Below are 18,371 nucleotides of genomic sequence, written 5' to 3'. Positions count from 1 at the left end.
CACGGCGCCCGAGCCTACTTAAAGACGCGCCGCGTTGGCGCGTTCGCGCACCTCGGCCAAGCTCCAGTCCTGCAGCAAGCGCCCGTTCTCCCACACAGTCACCATCGCGTCGTCGTCGCCTGCCGGGCCAGCGACAGCCTGCGCCGATGCCGCCGTGGCCGGAATCGATTCGGTGCGATAACTGCCGTATTCGCGCTGACGCAGCAACCGCACGCGGCCGCGCTTGCTGAGCTTGCCCTTATCGGTCACCGGGTCCTTGTAGACGTCGATCCAGGTGCCGTTCACACGCGCGGCCGAGCACTTGAGCGCAAACTTCTGGGTATCGCGGTCCAGCCGTTGCAGCAATGCGCCGCCCATGCCGAAGGCAAGATTATCGGTGGCGTAGCCGGCACTGGTGATGCGTTCGAGAATCGCACGGATGCTGATCGGGTTGACGCCATCGCCCTGAATCACCCGCACATGATTGAGCACTTTATAACCCTTGTCGTTGACGCGATGACCGAAGGCTTCGTCGAGCAACTCCAGGCATCGATGCACCACCGCGACCGGATCGCCGGAGTCGGGACGGATGACCACTGTCGCGCCGGAGGCGATCACCTGCTCGCGCAAGGCGCCGCCCCAATACGCGCGGATCGCGTGAAAAATATCGTAGCTGTCCGACACCACCGCGACCACCGCGCCCGGCTTGCCGAACTGGGCGAGCATATTGCGGTAGGCATCGACCTCGTGCGCGCGCCCCCAACTGGTGATGGTGCTGTGCTCGGCGGCGGGAATCGAATAGCCGGCCATCGGCTCGCGATAATGCGCGCGGGCCAGCAACAGCCCGGACACGGTATCGGTACCGAGGAAATTGACCAGATGCGCGGCACCACCGATCGCCGCGGACTCCAGGCTGGACACGCCGCGCGCGCCGAAATCGTGCAGCTTGAACGGCAATTGCCCGTCCGGGTCGTCGCTGGTGCGCTCCAGGAACTGACGGATGGTCTGCTTGGCGTGCCAACTCACCGTGGCCACGGTAACCGGATACCAGACACGCAGCAGCAGGGTTTCCAGATACGAAGGCACCCAGTAGGCGCGCGCATCGGTGGATTCGATGGTCATCAACGCGTTGTGCGTGGGTACCACACTGCCCTCGGGCACGGCACGAATCCGGATCGGCAAATGGCCGCCGAGACGGTCGACGATATCGCGCCAGCCGGCCTCGTTGAACGGTTCGCCGTGCACGGCGAACAGATCGCGCGCCTCGTCGATGTCGGCATGGGTGATGGCGCGGCCCAGCGCCTCCTTGAGAATCGACTGCAAACCGAAAAACACGGTGCGATCGTAGACGCCGCCACGCGATTCCACGTAGAAGAACGTGGCATCGGTTCCTGGGGGATACTGCAGCCAGTGGCTGGCCTTGTAACTATCGGTGTTGAGCAACAGGTTGTTCAGGCATTGCATGACGGAAGCTCCTTCGCGTCCAGGAAGGCCGGCAGTCTGTCCACCGACCAGTAAAACCGCGTCAACCGCGGCCCAGAAAGAATTCGAGCAGGTGCAGGTGGTCTTCGAACAGTTTCGGCCCCATGCCGAGCACTTCGCTGATCGGCACCCAACGCGCCTTGTCGGCATCGTCGCCACCACGCACCTCGGGCAGTTCGCCGAACACGAACTCGAAGTGGGAGGCATGGGTGATGGTGCGTCCGCGCAGGCTGCGCTCGGGATGGTCGAAGACGTGACGGTTCCTCAGCGATCCCTTCAAGACCGGGACGGGAATCTTGAGCCGGGTTTCCTCGCACAGTTCGCGCAGACAGGCATCGAGAATACTCTTGTGCTGCCCAACGAAACCGCCAGACAAGGCCCACAACCCCTTGCCCGGCGCGGCGACGCACCCGCACACATGCCCGGAATGCACCACCACTGCATCGGCGGTGACGAAGGTGGGTGGATACGGCGCCTGCTTCGTAGTGCCGCAGCTCTGTCCTTTGGCTGGTGCACATGCTACGCCAATGCACTGGAGGGTCAAACGTCACCTCGCCAGGTGAGCGATCGACAGCAACGGACACCTGACCCAGGATGTTGCCGACTTTCGAATGATCGACGTACCGCGCCACGCGGTGACGACCGTCATCATCGCCATGCCACCCTTACGCGCGCCCTTACCTGCCGAGATCCTTCATGCCAATGCCCCGACGATTCGCGCATTCGTGTGCGCTGTTGTTGTTGCTGGCCGCGGCCATCGCTCCGGCGCAAACGCATCAACCAACCCCGACGTCTAGGCCGATGCCGCTGAAGGTCATGAGCTTCAATGTCCGCGTGCCGATCGATACCGAGGGCGACAAGCGCTGGGAAGTGCGCCGCAGCGCGATGGCCGTCCTGATCCGTGCGCAGCATCCGGACCTGTTCGGCACCCAGGAGCTGATCAAGCGCCAAGCCGACTATCTGGCCACGAAATTACCGGACTACCGCTGGTTCGGGCGCAGCCGCGACGGTAACGAAGACGGCGAACGCATGGGCGTTTTCTACGACCGCCATCGGTTGAAACTCCTCGCATCCGGCGACTTTTGGCTGTCCGACACGCCGGAAATCCCAGGCAGCATCAGTTGGGGGCATCCACTGCCGCGCATGGTGAACTGGGGACTGTTCGAGCGCATCGCCGATGGCCGCCGTTTTTATCTGTTCGATACCCACCTGCCCTACCGCGAGCAAGACGAGTCGGCACGCGCCAAGGGAGCGGCCCTGATCCTGTCGCGTCTGCGGGCCTTACCGGCGAACGTGCCGGTCGTACTGACCGGCGATTTCAACACGGTGCAGGATTCGCCGACCTACCGCACCCTGACCCGAACCCTGACCGATGCGCGGACGCAGGTGACGCAGCCGCAGGGACCGGAAGCGACCTTCCACGATTTCACCGGCCATCCGGACCGGCGCATCGACTGGATTCTCACCCGCGGACTGCATGCGACCCGCTACGCCACACTGGATGCGCGACCGCAGGGACATTGGCCGTCGGACCATTTCCCGGTGATTGCCGAGTTCGCCTGGAGGCCCTGATCCAGATCGCTGGCGCGCCAGCGCTCATCGCATCGCATCGCATCCGCATCCACCCGCGCCAGCGCAACCAAGAAAACGCGCCACCGCTGAGCGATGGCGCGTGTTGTACTGGCAAGGCGGTGAAGCGCCGAATCAGTCGGCCCAGCGCCCCGGGCCGGTGGATTGCGGCAGCACCTGCACCGACAACGGATGATCCTTTTCCAGCAGGTTCACCGCATCGGCCAGGATCGATGCCGATTCGCGCAGCAACGGGTCCGGACGCTTGTCGACGAGCTTCTCGCGCGCGGCATCCTTGACGATATCGCGCTCGTTGCCGGTCAGGCCGTCGTCGCTGCTATCGTCGGCCAGGGGATCCAGCGGCAGGCCAAGCTGCTTGCGGATCTCCTGGCGTTGTTTGCGCTGGACATCCTGCTTCTCGCGTTCCGCGCGGCGCTCGGCCTCGTTGAGCACCACGTATTTTTTGGCGGCCTCAGCCCGGAACTGGCGCACATCCTCTTCCCACCACTGAAATTCCTTGTCGTTGGCGATGCGGCTGGCATGCTGCGCCTCCAACTTCGGCAACAACGCAGCGAAATTGCCGTACTGGGTGTGCGGCACCGCAGCGATGCGACTCCACGGCAACGCGTTGGCGTAGGTGCTCTCGCCGAACTCGGTGGCGTCGACGCTGGCCGGAAAGGCAATATCCGGCACCACACCCTTGTGCTGGGTACTGCTGCCGCTGATGCGGAAGAACTGGGCGATGGTCAGTTTGACCTGACCGAAGCGGTCGGTCTGGTTGGCCGGCCAGCGATCCAGATCGACGATATTCTGCACCGTGCCCTTGCCGAAGCTGGTCTCGCCGATCACCAGGCCACGGCCATAGTCCTGAATGGCGCCGGCGAAGATCTCCGAGGCCGAGGCCGAGCCGCGGTTGATGAGTACCGCCAGCGGACCATCCCAGGCCACGGAGGGATTCTGATCGCTGTTGACGGTGACGCGGCCACCGGATTCGCGTACCTGCACCACCGGGCCTTGCTCGATGAACAAACCGGTCAGTTCGATCGCCTCATCCAGTGAACCGCCGCCGTTATTGCGCAAGTCCAGCACCACCCCATCGACCTTGTCGGCCTTGAAGCCGGCCAATAGCTTGGCTACATCGCGGGTCGCCGAGGCGTAGTCCTTGGCGTTGCGGCGGCGGCCTTCGAAGTCCTGGTAGAACGCCGGCAGCTTGATGACAGCAACGCGACGCGCCGGCTGGCCATCTTTCGCCGGCAGGGTGATGGTCTCGCCCTTGGCGGCCTGCTCGGCCAAACGCACCTTCCGCCGGGTCAGCAGAACCTGACGATGCTTGCCGTCCACACCGGCCTCGGCCGGAATGTATTCCAGGCGTACCTGCGTGTCTTTGTCGCCACGGATCTTGGCCACGACATCGTCGATGCGCCAGCCGATCACGTCCTCGATCGGGCCAGTCTTGCCCTGACCGACGCCGACGATGCGATCACCCGGCTTGAGCGTGCCATCCAGCGCCACCGGGCCACCCGGGATGACCTCGCGGATCACCACCAGGTCGTCCTGCTTCTGCAACTGCGCGCCGATGCCCTCCAGCGACAGCGACATCTGCTGATTGAAATTCTCGGCGGTGCGGGGAGTGAAGTAGTCGGTGTGCGGATCGACGGTGTTGGTATAAGCGTTCATGAAAAACTGGAACACGTCCTCGCTCTTCAGTTCCTTGACCGAATCGGCGAGGTTCGCGTAGCGCTTGTCCAGGGTCTTGCGGATGTCCTCGGACTTCTTGCCAGCGAGCTTGAGCCGCAACCAATCGTTCATCACCGATTTGCGCCACAACGCATCCAGTTCTTGATCGTCCTTGGCCCACGGCGCCTTCTTGCGGTCGTACTCGAATTTCTCGTTGCCGTCGAAATTGAAGTCCTGTTTGAGCAACTTGCGCGCGTAGGCGATGCGCTGGTCCACGCGCTGCCGGTAGACGGCGAAGATATCGAACGCCGGTTCGAGCTCACCGGAAGCGATGCTGGCACCGAGGTTGTTCTGGAACCCGGCGAACTTGTCGACGTCGGCCTGGGTGAAGAACTGCTTGCTACCGTCCAGGGTCTCCAGATACTTGTTGAAGACCTCCTTCGACGTCGCCTCGTCGAGTGCGCGCGGTCGGTAGGCATAGCGGCTATCGGACAGCAATCCATAGACCAACTTGGAAGTGGTGGACTGGTCGGCAGTGGCGGCGGCCGGCAAGGGCGGCGCCTCGGTACGGGCGAACAACGCCAGCGGTGCGATCAGCGCAAACGCCAGCAGGAAGACGGGAGCTTTGAATTTCATCTAGGGACTCTCGGCACCAGGCCGTCAGGAGGGGCAGCACATCGCGTCAGACAACAACACAGTGGAGCAAGTTTCAGGCCGTGTCACCTGTTGCTGAACCAGACTAGCCGCCTGCCTGCGCAGAAATGTGAACGGCACCGGTGCGGGACGTGCGGATGCTGGTGCCGGGGCGATGAACGCTAAGGACACAACGACAACACGCGCCGCTTCACCGGCACGCGGAGAGGGAAAGCAGGTCGCCGCGCTCAGTCCGCGACGCCGGCGCCAGCCGCCTGACGGTCGGCATGGTAGGAGGAGCGGACCATCGGACCGGACGCCACGTGACTGAAACCCAGCGCGTTGCCATAGTCCTCCAACGCCTTGTACTCCTCCGGCGTCCAGTAGCGCATCACCGGATGGTGATGGGCGGTCGGCTGCAAATACTGGCCGATGGTCACCATGTCCACGTCGTGCGCACGCAAGTCGCGCAGCGTGGCCTGGACCTGCTCCAGGGTTTCGCCCAGGCCGAGCATGATGCCCGATTTGGTGGCGATGGACGGGTGTTGCGCCTTGAACTTCTGTAGCAGGGTCAGCGACCACTGGTAATCGGCACCGGGGCGCACGTTCGGGTACAGCTCCGGCACCGTCTCGATGTTGTGGTTGAACACATCCGGCGGATGCGTCGCCAGGATCTCCAGCGCACGCTCCATCCGACCTTTGCCACGGAAATCCGGGGTGAGGATCTCGATGCGGGTGGCGGGCGCCGCAACGCGGATCGCAGCGATGCAGTCGGCGAAGTGCTGGGCACCGCCATCGCGCAGGTCGTCGCGGTCCACGCTGGTCACCACCACGTACTTCAACCCCATATCGGCCACGGTCTGCGCCAGACTCGCCGGCTCGCCGGCATCCGGCGGCTTGGGCCGGCCGTGTGCGACGTCGCAGAACGAGCACCGGCGTGTACACACCTCGCCCAGGATCATGAACGTGGCCGTGCCATGACTGAAGCATTCGTGGATGTTCGGACAACTGGCTTCTTCGCAGACGGTGACCAGACGGTTTTCGCGCAGCTTGGCCTTGAGCGTCTGCACCGCGTTGCCGGAAGGCAGACGCACGCGAATCCACGACGGCTTGCGCAACACCGGCGCATCGACGAATTGCACTGGCGAACGGGCGATCTTGTCTTCGCCCAATTGCTTGACCCCGGCCTGCAACGGCGCCGATGCGCTATCGGCGGAGAGAACCTGCAAGGGAATGCTGCGTGCGCTGGGCTGGGTCATGGCGTGGTCGGCGGGCAGGCGATCAGGGCGCGTGCGTGAACGTGAGGTCGGGCAAGGCGTCGAGCGGTTGCAGGATCAGCCCGAACTGGCGAGCCAGTTGGGCCAGCAGCACCGGGGTGACCGCCTGCATGCCGGAAGGACCTCCCAAGTCTAACACCGCTGTCACCTGCAAGCCCTGATAGCCACAGGGATTGATCCGGCGGAACGGTTCCAAGTCCATCGCCACGTTGAACGACAGACCATGGAAGCTGCATCCGCGCCGCACGCGGATGCCGAGCGCAGCGACCTTGGCGCCACCGACGTAGACGCCCGGGGCACCGTCGCGGCGTTCGCCCAGGATGTTCCATGTGTCCAGCGTATCGATGATGGCCTGCTCGATCCGGCACACATACTCGCGCACGCCAATCCCCAGGCGGCGCAGGTCGAGCAGCGGGTACACCACCAGTTGGCCGGGGCCGTGATAGGTGACCTGGCCGCCGCGATCCACGTGCAGCACTGGGATATCGCCAGGCGCCAGCACATGTTCAGGCTTGCCGGCCTGGCCAAGCGTGAACACCGGCTCGTGCTCGACCACCCACAATTCATCGGCACTGGATGCATCGCGGGCATCGGTGAAGCGCTGCATCGCCCGCCACACAGGTTCGTAGGGCTGGCGACCGAGATCGCGCACGGCGCATGGCAGCAGCGCGGGCACGGAAGGCGTGTGGGCGGTTACAGCGTCCACTTCACTTCCGGATGCGCGCGCAGCACGGCGTGCGCCGCGTCGTACTGGGCACGATCGACGGCGTGGAACGCGATCCGCACCGAGACGTACTTGCCGTTGGAGGAATGCTGCCAACGGATGCGTTCGTCCAGCACCTCCACACCGGCAGCGGCGAGCAGGCGCGGCAGCTCCGATTCCAAGCCAGCTCTGGCGGCCCCCATCGCACTGAGTTCGAAAACGCCGGGAAACTGGAAGCCGTGATTGGGGTTATCGGAAACGATGTCCATGTCTGCATTATCGGGCTGTGCGCTGGCAAACCCAAGGCCGCGCCACGCACGGCAACCATTTTTCTTGCAAAAGCGGCTTGCGCCACGCAAGTACTCAAATCAAACCTGCACTTGGGAAACATCCCATAACGAAAAAGCCGGCGTCACCGCCGGCTTTTCCACTCAGGCCGATTCCCACCACATCCAAAAGCTGTCCCACAGACGCTTGAAGAAACCAGCCTCGTCGACTGCGTTCAATGCCACCAGTGGCGCTTGTGCGATCACCTTGCCGTCCAACGTCACCCTGACCGTACCGATCGCCTGACCTTGCTTGATCGGCGCCGTCAGGGTCTTGGGCACGTCGATCGACGGCTTCAGCTCGTTGTAGCGGCCCCGCGGCACACTGACCAACAGCGGCTGCGCCACGCCCAGCAGTACCTGCTTCTCGGTGCCCTTCCACACCCGCTGCTGCGCAACCTGTTTGCCCGGCTCGTAAAGACGATGGGTCTCGAAGAAACGGAAGCCCCAGTTCAACAACGCCAGGCTATCCTCGGCGCGCTGCTTCTCCGAGCTATCGCCCATCACCACCGCGATCAGGCGCTGGTCGCCACGCTGAGCCGAGCTGAGCAAGCAGTAGCCGGCTTCGGAAGTGTGACCCGTCTTGATGCCGTCCACGCTGGGGTCGCGCCACAAGAGTAGGTTGCGGTTGGGCTGGGTGATATCGCCAACACGGAATTCCCTGATCTTGTTATAGGCGTAGGTTTCCGGGTAATCGCGCACCATCGCACGGCCCAGCAAGGCCAGATCGTAAGCGGTGGTGTAGTGGCCCTCGGCCGACAAACCGTGCGCGTTGACGAAGTGCGAACCAGTCATGCCGATCTTGGCGGCATAATTGTTCATCAGGTTCGCGAACGCCTCTTCGCTGCCAGCGGTATGTTCGGCCAGCGCGATTGCCGCGTCGTTGCCGGACTGCACGGCCATGCCCTTTTCCATGTCTTCCAGACGCGCGGTCTGGTTGACCGGGAAGCCACTGTAGCTGCCGTCGGTACCGGCACCGCCCTCGCGCCAAGCGCGCTCGCTGAGCATGACCTGATCGTCGCGCTTGATCTTGCCCTGCTTCAATTCGGCGGCTACCACATAGGAGGTCATCACCTTGGTGATGCTGGCCGGGGCCACGCGCAGGTGTTCGTTCTCGCCGGCCAGCACCTGGCCGCTGGCATAGTCCATCAGCACCCAGGATTTGGACACAGCCGGCTTGGGCGCGGGCGGAATCGCCACCGTGGCAGGCGCGACGGTGGCGGCCGGCGGCGCCGGTATCGGGCCTGGGGTCTGCGCGGAAACCATGCCAACAGCGAAGGTCGCCACGGCGGCGACGGCGAAGCGGAATTTCATCTAGAACGACTCCTGGCAGGCCTACAGGCCGATGATTAACGAGGCATTGTAGGACGAGGCACCGCCGTGGCTGCACAGACACGAGCCGGCGTTAAGCCATTAGCCATGGCAACCGCACCCAAGACGCCGCGACCGTTGCCCAAACGACACACCTCAGTCTTTCACGATCTGGGGACGGCCGAAGCCGAGTCCGGCAATACGCGCGGCCAACTCGGCGGCACTGCTGTGATCCCCAGCCTCGACCCGCAGACGCCACAATGTCCGCCCGCCGGAAACGATGTCGCTGATGCTGCCACCGACGATGCCGGCGGACGCCAACTGCGACAGCGCGCGATTGGCATTCTCCCGGCTGGCGAAGCTAGCGACCTGCAGCAGGATGCCGAGCGGCCCGCGCGACGATGTCGCCTCGGCAGGTGTGGGCGACACAGCGGGACTGACCGGTGCGGCTACGGCCGGCGTTGCGAGGGCAACGCTGGTCCTGGCGCTAGACACTGCGGGCACAACTGCGGGCGCACTGGCCGTCGCCACGGCTGGGACGCTGCGTGCCGGAGCCGGAGCGGCAACGACCACGCTGGATTGTTGGAGCGTGGTCGGCTTGCCGGTGGCGACATGCACGCCGCGCGACTTCATCCACGCATCGAAACGATCGGCATTGGGAGGGGTGTTGGCGTCGGCCTGGACCCGGTAACGCCAGCGCTCGCCCTCCGGGAGCGCAGCGGCGGCCGCAGCGGCCGCGGCTGCGGTCGGCGTCGCAGGCGGGGCAGCAACCACGCCCGACCTGGACGGCAAGGTCTTGACCAGAGTGTCCATTTCCCTCGCACGCCGCACCGCGGCGGCATCAACAGTGCCGGCGCTGGCCACCAAGGTGCCAGCAGGCCGGACGCTGTGACGCCGGACAAGCAGATCGCCATTGTCGGCCGGAGTCAGCCCCCGCACCTCCACTCGACCAGTGCCATTGCCGGTGATCCCTAGCTTGACCGCCGCCGCATAGCTCAGATCGATCAGCCGATCATCATGAAACGGGCCACGGTCGTTGATTCGCACCACCACCGATGCGCCATTGTCCAGATTGGTGACCAGGGCGAAGCTGGGCAGCGGCAGAGTCTTGTGTGCGGCGGTGAAGGCGTACATATCGTAGACCTCCCGATTCGACGTCAGGCGACCATGGAATTTGTTGCCGTAATAGGAGGCGGTGCCGCGTTCGACATAACTGTGCGGATCGTCGATGACGGTGTACGCGCGGCCCAGCACCATGTAGGGAGAGCGATTGCCGATCAGCGAGCGTGGCTCGTCGGTGACCAGCGGCTCGGGGATGCAGGCGACGTTGGGCACCTCATCGGGCGTGCTGTCGCGCACCCCGGGCGCGTACAGCCCGCCGGCGGTGTAGTTGCCGCGCTTGGATAGGTCTTCTTTGGCGGGCGCGTAAGGCGAGGTGACGGGACAGCCAGTGGCGATATGTACCGGCCCGCGACCTTCGACTTTGATCCCGGGAACGCGACTGCTTACGGTCTTCTTCGGGGCGCTACTGCAGGCGGCCAACGCCAACACAGCGACGACAGGAGCGATCCGGAGCAGCGCGTGCGGGTTCATGCCGGCGGCAATTCCTTACCTGCGATGGCCTGGGACAGTTGGTAAACCGCCATCGCATACATTTTGGAGGCGTTGTAGCGGGTGATCGCGTAGTAGTTCTGGAAGCCAAACCAGTACTGCTTGCCGGTACTGCCATCGAGTGTGATCGGGGTGGCGGTGGCACCGGCGGGGACTGGCACATTCGGCGTGTAGCCGCGCGCGGCCAGGTCGGTCATGGTGTAGATCGGTTTCCAATCGCTCGGATTGAATTCCTCGGCGCCAGCGCGCAGCGTGGCCGGCACGGCGACCAGGCCACCGCGTACCCAGCCCCCCCTCTTGACGAAGTAGTTGGCAATGGAGGCGAACGCATCGTTGTAGTCGGTGAACATATTGCGCTTGCCATCGCCATCGCCATCGACCGCGTACTGGCGGTAGCTGGAAGGCATGAATTGACCAAGGCCCATGGCGCCAGCGTAGCTGCCCATCAGCGTGGTGATGTCAACGTGTTCTTCGTGGGCCAGCGCGAACAGTTGGCCGAGTTCATCGCGGAAATACAGTTCGCGACGCACCTCGCGCTCGAGATTGGCCGGATCGCCACTGCGCGGATAGCGGAACGCCAGCGTGTACAGGGCATCCAGCACACGGTACTTGCCCATGTTCTTGCCATAGCTGGTCTCCACGCCAATGATCGCGACGATGATCTCGGCAGAGACACCGGTGCGCGCCTGTACGCGCATCAGCGCATCGCGATGGGCAGCCACGAAGGCACGGCCGTTATCGATCTGCGCCGGGGTGATGAACATCGGCCGGTACTCGCTCCACGGCTTGACCCGCTCGGCCGGGCGCGACATCGCCTCCACGATCGCATCCTTGAACTGCGCCTTTGCCAGAGCCGCCTCGATCTGCGCGGGATCCAGGCCGTACTTCGCCGCGGTGTCGCGCACGAAGTTTGCGCGCGCGGTTTCAAACGGTACCGGGGTCAGATCGACCGGCGGTGCCGACACGGTCTCCGGCAACGTCTCCACCGGGCGGGTTGAACGCGATGCAGACGGCGACCCGCTGGCCTGCGACGACGGGAGCGCCTTGGGCAGAGTCGCGCATGCAACCAAGCCAAGGGCGAGTAGGCACATCAGCACATATCGGATCATGTCGACACCCTAACAGATTCAAGATGAATTTTCACCAATAAAACCATGAAACATAAGAACTTTACCACCACACCAAGACGACGCACTGTGTTGCGTTCCACAGATGCAGCACAGCCCGCCCCGCCGACATCGAGTAGCAGTAGCGGGAAAAGAACAGCCGGGCTTGCGTCCAGCGACCGGGAAACCCCAGGGGACACCGAGAGCAAAACAGCAGGCCGATGTCGAGCAGATCGATCCGGCGAACTGATCATCCAGGATCATGCGGATGAAGGTCGTCGGCTTTACCAGGGAAGCGCGAGCCCGCAGCAACCTGACCTGAAGCGTCATTCGCACGAACCGCGAACAATGCCGGTGCTGTACAAGCCGCGACACAGATACAACCATGCCCTCGAACAACGCAGAACGCGCGGCCGACACGCGCATGCGGGGCCAGCACTACAGAGTCGGGAACACCGGCGGACTGTCGCACACCGGCACCGTGCCCGCCACCGAGGCCGCATACGTCGTGACGGCGCTATCGGCATTCACCTGCAAGTTGGAACGATCCACACCGATGCGCGCGTTGTCGATCTTGAGCGTGGTCACGTCGGCCGACACATGCGCGAGTACCAAATCCAGCGGCGCAGCAGCACTATAGCCCTGCACCACGCCGCTCTTGCCCGTCGGCGTGTCCTGCGCCTTCAAACCGTCGACCACAATGCGCTCGAAGGTCGGCACGGCCCCACGGCCGCCATGGCCGCCGCCGTACAGCGGATTGATCACCAACGGCTTGGCCACACCGAACAGACAGGTATTGCGATAAGTGACGTCGCGCACCGGGCCACCCTTGGCCAGACCCGTCTTGATGCGCAGGCCGTTGTTATCGGTGGCGACGATGTCGTCGGCATCGTGGCCGACCAGGCTGTTGCCGTCCACCAGCACGTTGCCGACGCCGTGCATCACCTCGCTACCGATGGAAATGCCGTGGGTGCCATAGAAGCGTGAGGCCCGCACGGTGATGTTGGCCGAGCTGGCCGCACTGGTCTTGATCGCCACGCCGTCGTCGCCGGTCATTACGTCGTTGTCGAACAGAGTTGCGTTGGTGACGCTGTCCAGATCCAGACCATCGGTATTAGGACTATTGGCCGGTGCTTTGACCCGCACACCCCAGACGGTAACGCCGTCGCCGCCGTGCACGAACAGGTGGAAGTACGGCGCGTTGAGCAGGTTGACATGGTAAACGCGCAAATCGGCGACGCTCTGCGCGCGGATGAGATCGGGATTGTTCTGGGTCAGGCCATCGGCCTTGGCCTTGCGGGCAAATCGCCACCAACTGTCGTCGCTACCGAGCATAGGCAGGTCGCCACGACCATCGATGCTGCCCTGATGACCGGCGCGGTCGCGCACGCCCATCACGCCCAACGCGCGGCCTTCTAGCGTGATCAGCGCCCGGCAAGCGCCGCTGCGCGCCGCCGCCTGACCGCATCGGTTGCGACCGGGGTTCTGATAATCGGACGGGTTGCGCGAGGCGAACAGGGTCACGCCGGCATCGATCGCCAGGGTCACATCGCTACCGATGCGCAACGGCCCGCTCAAGAACGCGGAGCCAGTGCCTGCACGCAACAACACGGCGCCACGTCCACGACCAACGGACGCGCAACGATCCAATGCAGCTTGGATACGCGCGGTATCCGGCGGACGCCGTTCCAATGCATCAGCAAAGACGCGCTGTTTCGGCTGCAGCGTGGCCAACAGCGGCTGTCCGCAGGCCGCGGGAATGGATGGTTCGACAACCGTGCGACTATCGCCTGTGGCCGCGCATGCTGGACGTGCGGCCAGCACCGCCATCAGGATGAGGCAGAGTGCGTGGCGCGGTATCACATCACTCCCTGACCACGGCCGGCACATGCGACGGTGCAACGGATGTCGCCAAAGACGGCGGCACCGACGCTTCGAATTCGATCGAGGAAATCTCCTCGTTAACGGACAGTTGCTGCCAGCGGTTCTCGACAATGCTGGCCAGGCCCGCAGGACGCTCATCGAAATGGTGACCACCATGCAACGCCACGACCTGCGCGCCACGCGCACGCAGGGACGGACACAATGTGTCCTTCTCCTTGTCGCCGTAGACGCACAGCAATTGCGATGGAGCAATGCGCGCAACCTCCGGCAGCACTGCCAGCGCGTCGTCGGTTTCGCCCAGATGCAACCAGCCACGCACGCGGATCTGGAAATCGGCCTTGTCCGCAAGACCCAGCAACGCCAACAACCCGACCTCGGACCGCTGCGACGATGGCAGACGGTTGTACATGAAGGGCAGCGTCGCCGCGCCGAAGGAATAGCCGACCAACAAAATCTTCTGTGAACGCCACCGCTGCTGGTAATAGGCGATGACCCGGCTCAGGTCGGCGCTGGACTGCGCGGGCGACTTAACCCGCCAAAAATACCGCAGGCTGTCCCATCCGACCACGGCTATGCCGCGACGTTGCAGTGCTTCGGCAATCCCCTTGTCGATGTCGCGCCAGCCGCCGTCACCGGACAACACGATCGCCAGCGGCGCGCCCGCCCTGGGAACAGACATTTCGATAAGCGGCAGATCGTCCAGCACACCGCCACGCCCAGACGCATGCAAATGCGCGGCCACACGCGTGGCCAACGCCGCCTCCGGGGTACCGGTGGCCGGCGCGGCCACGGTATCGACGAAGCTCTGCGCCGGTATGGCGCCGCCGCGCCCGGCACAAACCTCGGTAGGCAGCGGCGCGACGCCAACGGCACCGCTCAGGGTCGCGCCGGGCGCGGCACCGACGATGCGCTCCACCAGCGTCGCCATGCGCCCAGTTCCGGCCAACATGGGCAAAAAGTAGCTGTCGCCGTGTAATTCACGTTGCAGGTGCCGGCTCAGATGCTCCGCATCGCGCCAAGCTTTATCGCAACGATGTTCAGCACGACCCAAGTGCTCGAGATAACGCTCGCCGTCGACCACCGCGACCAGTACACCGGTGGCAGCAATGCGGGTCGCCGCGTCCTGCCGTTGCGCCGCGCTGCCGCTGGCAAGCAGGATCACCAATCCTTGCGGTACAGCCGGCGGATGCACCAAGGTCGCGCGACCGTAACCCTTACTGTGCAGCGTGCACTGCGGAAAGTAATAGCGGAACAGGACATAGCCACTCAACCCCAACACCATACACATCAACAGCAAGATTCGTAGCAATTTCATCAACAGACAGCCATACCGGCGCGACCGAGCGAGTTAGGAGTAAAGCGAGAAAAAAGCACGACAGCCGCGCAGTTGGCCGTCCCTGGAACCCAAATCGAACAGGTGCGCTACGCTGACGTCATGCCACGGATGTATGTCGGGCACCAAGCAAATCAGCGCCGCCCTGCATGACAAGACAACCTTTCTACGCTAATACACAACTCGGCGAGGATCATCATAACCACATCGCACCAAGAGATATTGTGATCGAGGCAGACACATGCTGCAATCATTCAGCACGGCGTGAACACGCCATGATGAAACCCAATACCAGGAAAACACACTGGTCAGCGCTCAGTAACCATGCACCGGCCGGTAGGATTTCACCGCCATCACTAACCCCAGCCCGGCCAACAGCGACACCGCCGAAGTACCGCCGTAGCTCATCAGTGGCATTGGCACACCGACCACCGGCAACACCCCGGAAATCATGCCGCCGTTGACCAGCACATAGACGAAGAACGCCAGCCCGGTGGCCCCAGCCAGCAGGCGCGAGAAGGTGTCGCGGGCCTGCGCAGCGATCCACAAACAGCGCCCGATCACTACCATGTAAAGGGTCAGCACGGTGGCTACGCCGATCCAGCCGAATTCCTCGCTGAGCACGGAGAAGGCGAAATCGGTGGTCTGCTCCGGGATGAAGTTCAGATGCGACTGCGAACCCATGCCCCAGCCCTTGCCGTACAGACCGCCGGAACCGATCGCGATCTTGGACTGGATGATGTTCCAGCCAGCACCGAGCGCGTCGCTCTCCGGATTGAGGAACATCATGATGCGGTCTTTCTGGTAAGGCCGTAGCAGCCAGTACCAAGCCACTGGTGCCGCCGCGGCAACGCCACCGACGGCGATACCCACCCACCACCACGGCAGCCCCGCCAGCAACAGCACGAAACCGCCACTGGCGGCGATCAGCACACCAGTGCCGAAATCCGGCTGCAACATGATGAGCGCGGTCGGGATGCCGATGATGATCCCGCTGACCAGTACAGTGAAAATCCGCGGCGGCAGCGGCATGCGGTGCAGATACCAGGCCACCATCATCGGCATGCTGATCTTCAGCAGTTCGGCCGGCTGCAGATAGAACAGCTTCAAATTCAGCCATTGCCGGCCGTACTTGCCAGTGCCCAGCACGAACACGGCCAGCAGCGGCAGCATCGAAAACGTATAGATCAGCGGCGTCCATGCACGCAGACGCAACGTCGAGACCCGCGACAGACCCCACATCGCCGCCGCTCCGATTGCAAAGCGCGCGCCCTGCGCCATCACCAAATGGTTGCCGCCAGCGCTCTTGAGCACGGCCAGCCCCATCACCATCAGCGCGCCCAGGGCCAGGCACAGCACCCAGTCCAGGGTACTGGCGAAACGGCCACCGATCTCGACCAGCCAGCGCAGGAAATCCTTCATCGTTCGTCCGGGATCTCGTCGGGTATCGGCGGCGGTGCCGACGGCAACGGCACTGCCGCGGCATCCACCTCGGCCTGACCGATCAGCACCGGGCGCTCGCCGGCGGCCAGCGCGACCGCGTCGGCGGCGGCACGCGAACGCGGATCCTCGGCATAGTAGAGCCGGCTGCCGAATGCGGTGGCACCGCGCAGACTATCCAACGGCTCGATACCGGCAGGCAGCCGTCCGAGCAGCCAAGCATCGAATATCTTGCGCGCAATCGGCGCAGCGGTGCTGGCGCCGTAACCGCCGCCCTCCACCGCGATCGCCAGGGCGATGGTCGGATGGTCTGCCGGGGCAAAGCCCTCGAACAGCGAACGGTGGCGCAGGTGCATCGGCAGGTTGCGCGGATCCACCGCAGCCAGCCCCTTACGGCTGACCACCTGCGCGGTACCGGTCTTGCCCGCCATCTGGTAGGGCGCACCGACGGTGATGGAATAACCGCTACCGCCTGGGCGCATGGTGTCCATCATGCCTTCGCGCACCGCCTGTAGGTTGCCAGGATTGTCGCTGATCGGCTTGCCCGGCCCGATCGCTATCGGCTTCCATGGCTGATCGAAGGCCGCACGCGTGGCCATCACCAGATGCGGCGTGCGCAACCGACCGTCGGCAATCCCGGCCACCCCACGCGCCAATTGCAGCGGCGTCACTTTCCAGTCGCCCTGGCCGATAGCGATGTTGACCGTATCACCCGGGTACCACGCTTCCTTGCGACTCTTCGCCTTGTAGGCCGGCGACGGCACGATGCCACCGGTCTCGCCGATCAGGTCGATGCCGGTCGGACTGCCAAAACCATAGCGGCCCATGTAATGGTCGACCTTGGTAATGCCCATGTCGACAGCCAGCTTGTAATAGTAGGTATTCACCGATTGCGCGATCGACTTGCGCAGGTCGGTCCAACCGTGCCCGCCCCGATGCGAGTCGCCCCAGCCACGGCTGACACCTGGCAGATAGAACATGCCGGTGGACAGGATCTTGTCCTCCGGGCGACGGGTACCGCTCTCCAGACCCGCTAGGCCCATGAACGGCTTGATCGTCGAACCAGGGGCCACGCCACCCAACACCAGCCGGTTGAATTGCGGCCGCGACGGATCGCTGTTGAGCGCCTGAAAATCCGCGTGGGAAATGCCGTTGACGAATAGATTTGGGTCGTAAGCCGGCAGACTGACCATCGCCAAGATCTCACCCGTCCGCGGATCGAGAGCAATCGCCGACCCCTGATAGTCACCGAACGCGGCAACCATGGCGCGTTGCAGATCGGCGTCGATGGACAGGCGCAGATCGGCGCCGGACTGCGCAGGCACCCGACCGACGGTACGAATCGCACGGCCCTGTACGTTGGTCTCGACCTGTTCGTAACCGACTTGGCCGCGCAGTTGTTCCTCGTAATACCGCTCCAACCCCGATTTACCGATGTGAGTCAGTGCCGCATTGCCCTCCCCCAGCGTCTCCAGATCCTTCTCGTCGATACGACCGACGTAACCGATGACGTGCGCAAACAGGTCGCCATAGGGATAGTGGCGAGTCAGATACGGCTCCAGCTCCACGCCCGGAAAGCGCCAGCGATCCACGGCGAAACGCGCCCGTTCCTCTTCGCTCACACGCAGTTTCAAGGTGATTGGACGGAAACTGCGGCTCGCCTTGCGCGCGGCCTGGAAGTGCTCGATGTCATCGGGCGACAGTGCAATGACGTTGCCCAATGCGGCCAACAGCGCGTCCATGTCCGCCACCTTGTCCGGGGTCACGTCGAGCCGGAACGCGGGCAGGTTTTCGGCCAACAGGCGGCCGTTGCGGTCGTAGATCATGCCGCGCCCAGGCACCACCGGCCGCGGCTTGATCCGGTTGGCGTCCGAACGCGTGGCGTAGACATCGTGGTCCAGTACCTGAAGCTTGAAGTACCAACCGCCCAAGCCAAGCAATGCCAGCAACGCCCCCAGCAAACCCAGCGCCGCACGGCGCCGAAACTGCTCGGCCTCGGCATGCGGATTCTTTTGCGCGTGGCGCGTGTTCAGGGCCATG

General features: G+C 63.9%; 13 protein-coding genes and 1 pseudogene. 1 reads left to right on the top strand and 13 read right to left on the bottom strand.

The features are described from left to right. Positions 1-18 precede the first annotated feature (18 nt). Positions 19-1,443: a nicotinate phosphoribosyltransferase gene (locus XaFJ1_RS03830; protein ID WP_012915349.1), complete on the bottom strand. Its 1,425-nt coding sequence runs from the start codon at positions 1,441-1,443 to the stop codon at positions 19-21. Between the two features lie 61 nt (positions 1,444-1,504). Beyond that, positions 1,505-1,942: pseudogene (locus tag XaFJ1_RS03825) on the bottom strand (NUDIX domain-containing protein); the annotation flags it as partial. Between the two features lie 200 nt (positions 1,943-2,142). On the opposite strand from XaFJ1_RS03825, the gene XaFJ1_RS03820 reads away from it, so the two are divergent. Beyond that, positions 2,143-3,033, top strand: coding sequence for an endonuclease/exonuclease/phosphatase family protein (locus tag XaFJ1_RS03820; RefSeq protein WP_425509572.1), 891 nt, complete (start codon positions 2,143-2,145; stop codon positions 3,031-3,033). A 132-nt stretch (positions 3,034-3,165) separates the two neighbouring features. On the opposite strand, the gene XaFJ1_RS03815 is transcribed toward XaFJ1_RS03820, so the two are convergent. The 11 genes from XaFJ1_RS03815 to mrdA all read right to left on the bottom strand — a co-directional run bounded on the left by XaFJ1_RS03815 (position 3,166) and on the right by mrdA (position 18,370). After that, a complete protein-coding gene (locus XaFJ1_RS03815) occupies positions 3,166-5,343 on the bottom strand; it encodes a carboxy terminal-processing peptidase (protein WP_012915346.1) in 2,178 nt (725 codons plus the stop codon). Between the two features lie 245 nt (positions 5,344-5,588). Then, positions 5,589-6,599 carry a lipoyl synthase gene (lipA, locus tag XaFJ1_RS03810; protein ID WP_012915345.1) on the bottom strand — a complete coding sequence of 337 codons (1,011 nt, stop codon included), beginning with the start codon at positions 6,597-6,599 and terminating at the stop codon, positions 5,589-5,591. Between the two features lie 22 nt (positions 6,600-6,621). Further along, entirely contained in the window at positions 6,622-7,323 is a 702-nt protein-coding gene (gene lipB, locus XaFJ1_RS03805; RefSeq protein ID WP_012915344.1) for a lipoyl(octanoyl) transferase LipB, read from the bottom strand. Then, complete coding sequence (locus tag XaFJ1_RS03800; RefSeq protein ID WP_012915343.1) at positions 7,311-7,589, bottom strand: YbeD family protein; 279 nt, start codon at positions 7,587-7,589, stop codon at positions 7,311-7,313. The genes lipB and XaFJ1_RS03800 overlap by 13 nt, the downstream gene beginning before the upstream one ends. Positions 7,590-7,751: 162 nt before the next feature. After that, on the bottom strand, positions 7,752-8,960 hold the full coding sequence (locus XaFJ1_RS03795; protein WP_012915342.1) for a D-alanyl-D-alanine carboxypeptidase family protein: 1,209 nt from the start codon (positions 8,958-8,960) through the stop codon (positions 7,752-7,754). 153 nt (positions 8,961-9,113) lie between these two features. Beyond that, positions 9,114-10,550, bottom strand: a complete 1,437-nt coding sequence (locus tag XaFJ1_RS03790) for a septal ring lytic transglycosylase RlpA family protein (protein WP_012915341.1) — start codon at positions 10,548-10,550, stop codon at positions 9,114-9,116. Then, on the bottom strand, positions 10,547-11,677 hold the full coding sequence (mltB, locus tag XaFJ1_RS03785) for a lytic murein transglycosylase B (RefSeq protein WP_012915340.1): 1,131 nt from the start codon (positions 11,675-11,677) through the stop codon (positions 10,547-10,549). The genes XaFJ1_RS03790 and mltB overlap by 4 nt, the downstream gene beginning before the upstream one ends. A gap of 435 nt (positions 11,678-12,112) precedes the next feature. Continuing rightward, positions 12,113-13,564, bottom strand: coding sequence for a glycoside hydrolase family 28 protein (locus XaFJ1_RS03780; RefSeq protein ID WP_080929676.1), 1,452 nt, complete (start codon positions 13,562-13,564; stop codon positions 12,113-12,115). Beyond that, complete coding sequence (locus tag XaFJ1_RS03775; RefSeq protein WP_012915338.1) at positions 13,539-14,873, bottom strand: virulence factor family protein; 1,335 nt, start codon at positions 14,871-14,873, stop codon at positions 13,539-13,541. Before XaFJ1_RS03775 ends, XaFJ1_RS03780 begins: the two co-directional genes overlap by 26 nt. Before the next feature lie 333 nt (positions 14,874-15,206). Then, the gene (rodA, locus tag XaFJ1_RS03770) at positions 15,207-16,313 is read right to left on the bottom strand and encodes a rod shape-determining protein RodA (protein ID WP_012915337.1); all 1,107 of its coding nucleotides are present in this window, start codon (positions 16,311-16,313) and stop codon (positions 15,207-15,209) included. Further along, on the bottom strand, positions 16,310-18,370 hold the full coding sequence (gene mrdA, locus XaFJ1_RS03765; protein ID WP_012915336.1) for a penicillin-binding protein 2: 2,061 nt from the start codon (positions 18,368-18,370) through the stop codon (positions 16,310-16,312). The genes rodA and mrdA overlap by 4 nt, the downstream gene beginning before the upstream one ends. Between the last annotated feature and the right edge of the window lies 1 nt (position 18,371).

Source organism: Xanthomonas albilineans (genome assembly GCF_009931595.1).
Lineage (GTDB): Bacteria > Pseudomonadota > Gammaproteobacteria > Xanthomonadales > Xanthomonadaceae > Xanthomonas_A > Xanthomonas_A albilineans.
Note: the sequence above shows the minus strand (reverse complement) of the source record. Positions and strands in the feature narration are given on the sequence as shown.

Coding starts and splice junctions, on each gene's coding strand:
- XaFJ1_RS03780 (WP_080929676.1), bottom strand. CDS start 13,564: ATGTGCCGGCCGTGGTCAGGGAGTGATGTGATACCGCGCCACGCACTC.
- XaFJ1_RS03815 (WP_012915346.1), bottom strand. CDS start 5,343: ATGAAATTCAAAGCTCCCGTCTTCCTGCTGGCGTTTGCGCTGATCGCA.
- lipA (WP_012915345.1), bottom strand. CDS start 6,599: ATGACCCAGCCCAGCGCACGCAGCATTCCCTTGCAGGTTCTCTCCGCC.
- XaFJ1_RS03795 (WP_012915342.1), bottom strand. CDS start 8,960: ATGAAATTCCGCTTCGCCGTCGCCGCCGTGGCGACCTTCGCTGTTGGC.
- mltB (WP_012915340.1), bottom strand. CDS start 11,677: ATGATCCGATATGTGCTGATGTGCCTACTCGCCCTTGGCTTGGTTGCA.
- XaFJ1_RS03775 (WP_012915338.1), bottom strand. CDS start 14,873: ATGAAATTGCTACGAATCTTGCTGTTGATGTGTATGGTGTTGGGGTTG.
- rodA (WP_012915337.1), bottom strand. CDS start 16,313: ATGAAGGATTTCCTGCGCTGGCTGGTCGAGATCGGTGGCCGTTTCGCC.
- XaFJ1_RS03800 (WP_012915343.1), bottom strand. CDS start 7,589: ATGGACATCGTTTCCGATAACCCCAATCACGGCTTCCAGTTTCCCGGC.
- XaFJ1_RS03830 (WP_012915349.1), bottom strand. CDS start 1,443: ATGCAATGCCTGAACAACCTGTTGCTCAACACCGATAGTTACAAGGCC.
- XaFJ1_RS03790 (WP_012915341.1), bottom strand. CDS start 10,550: ATGAACCCGCACGCGCTGCTCCGGATCGCTCCTGTCGTCGCTGTGTTG.
- mrdA (WP_012915336.1), bottom strand. CDS start 18,370: ATGGCCCTGAACACGCGCCACGCGCAAAAGAATCCGCATGCCGAGGCC.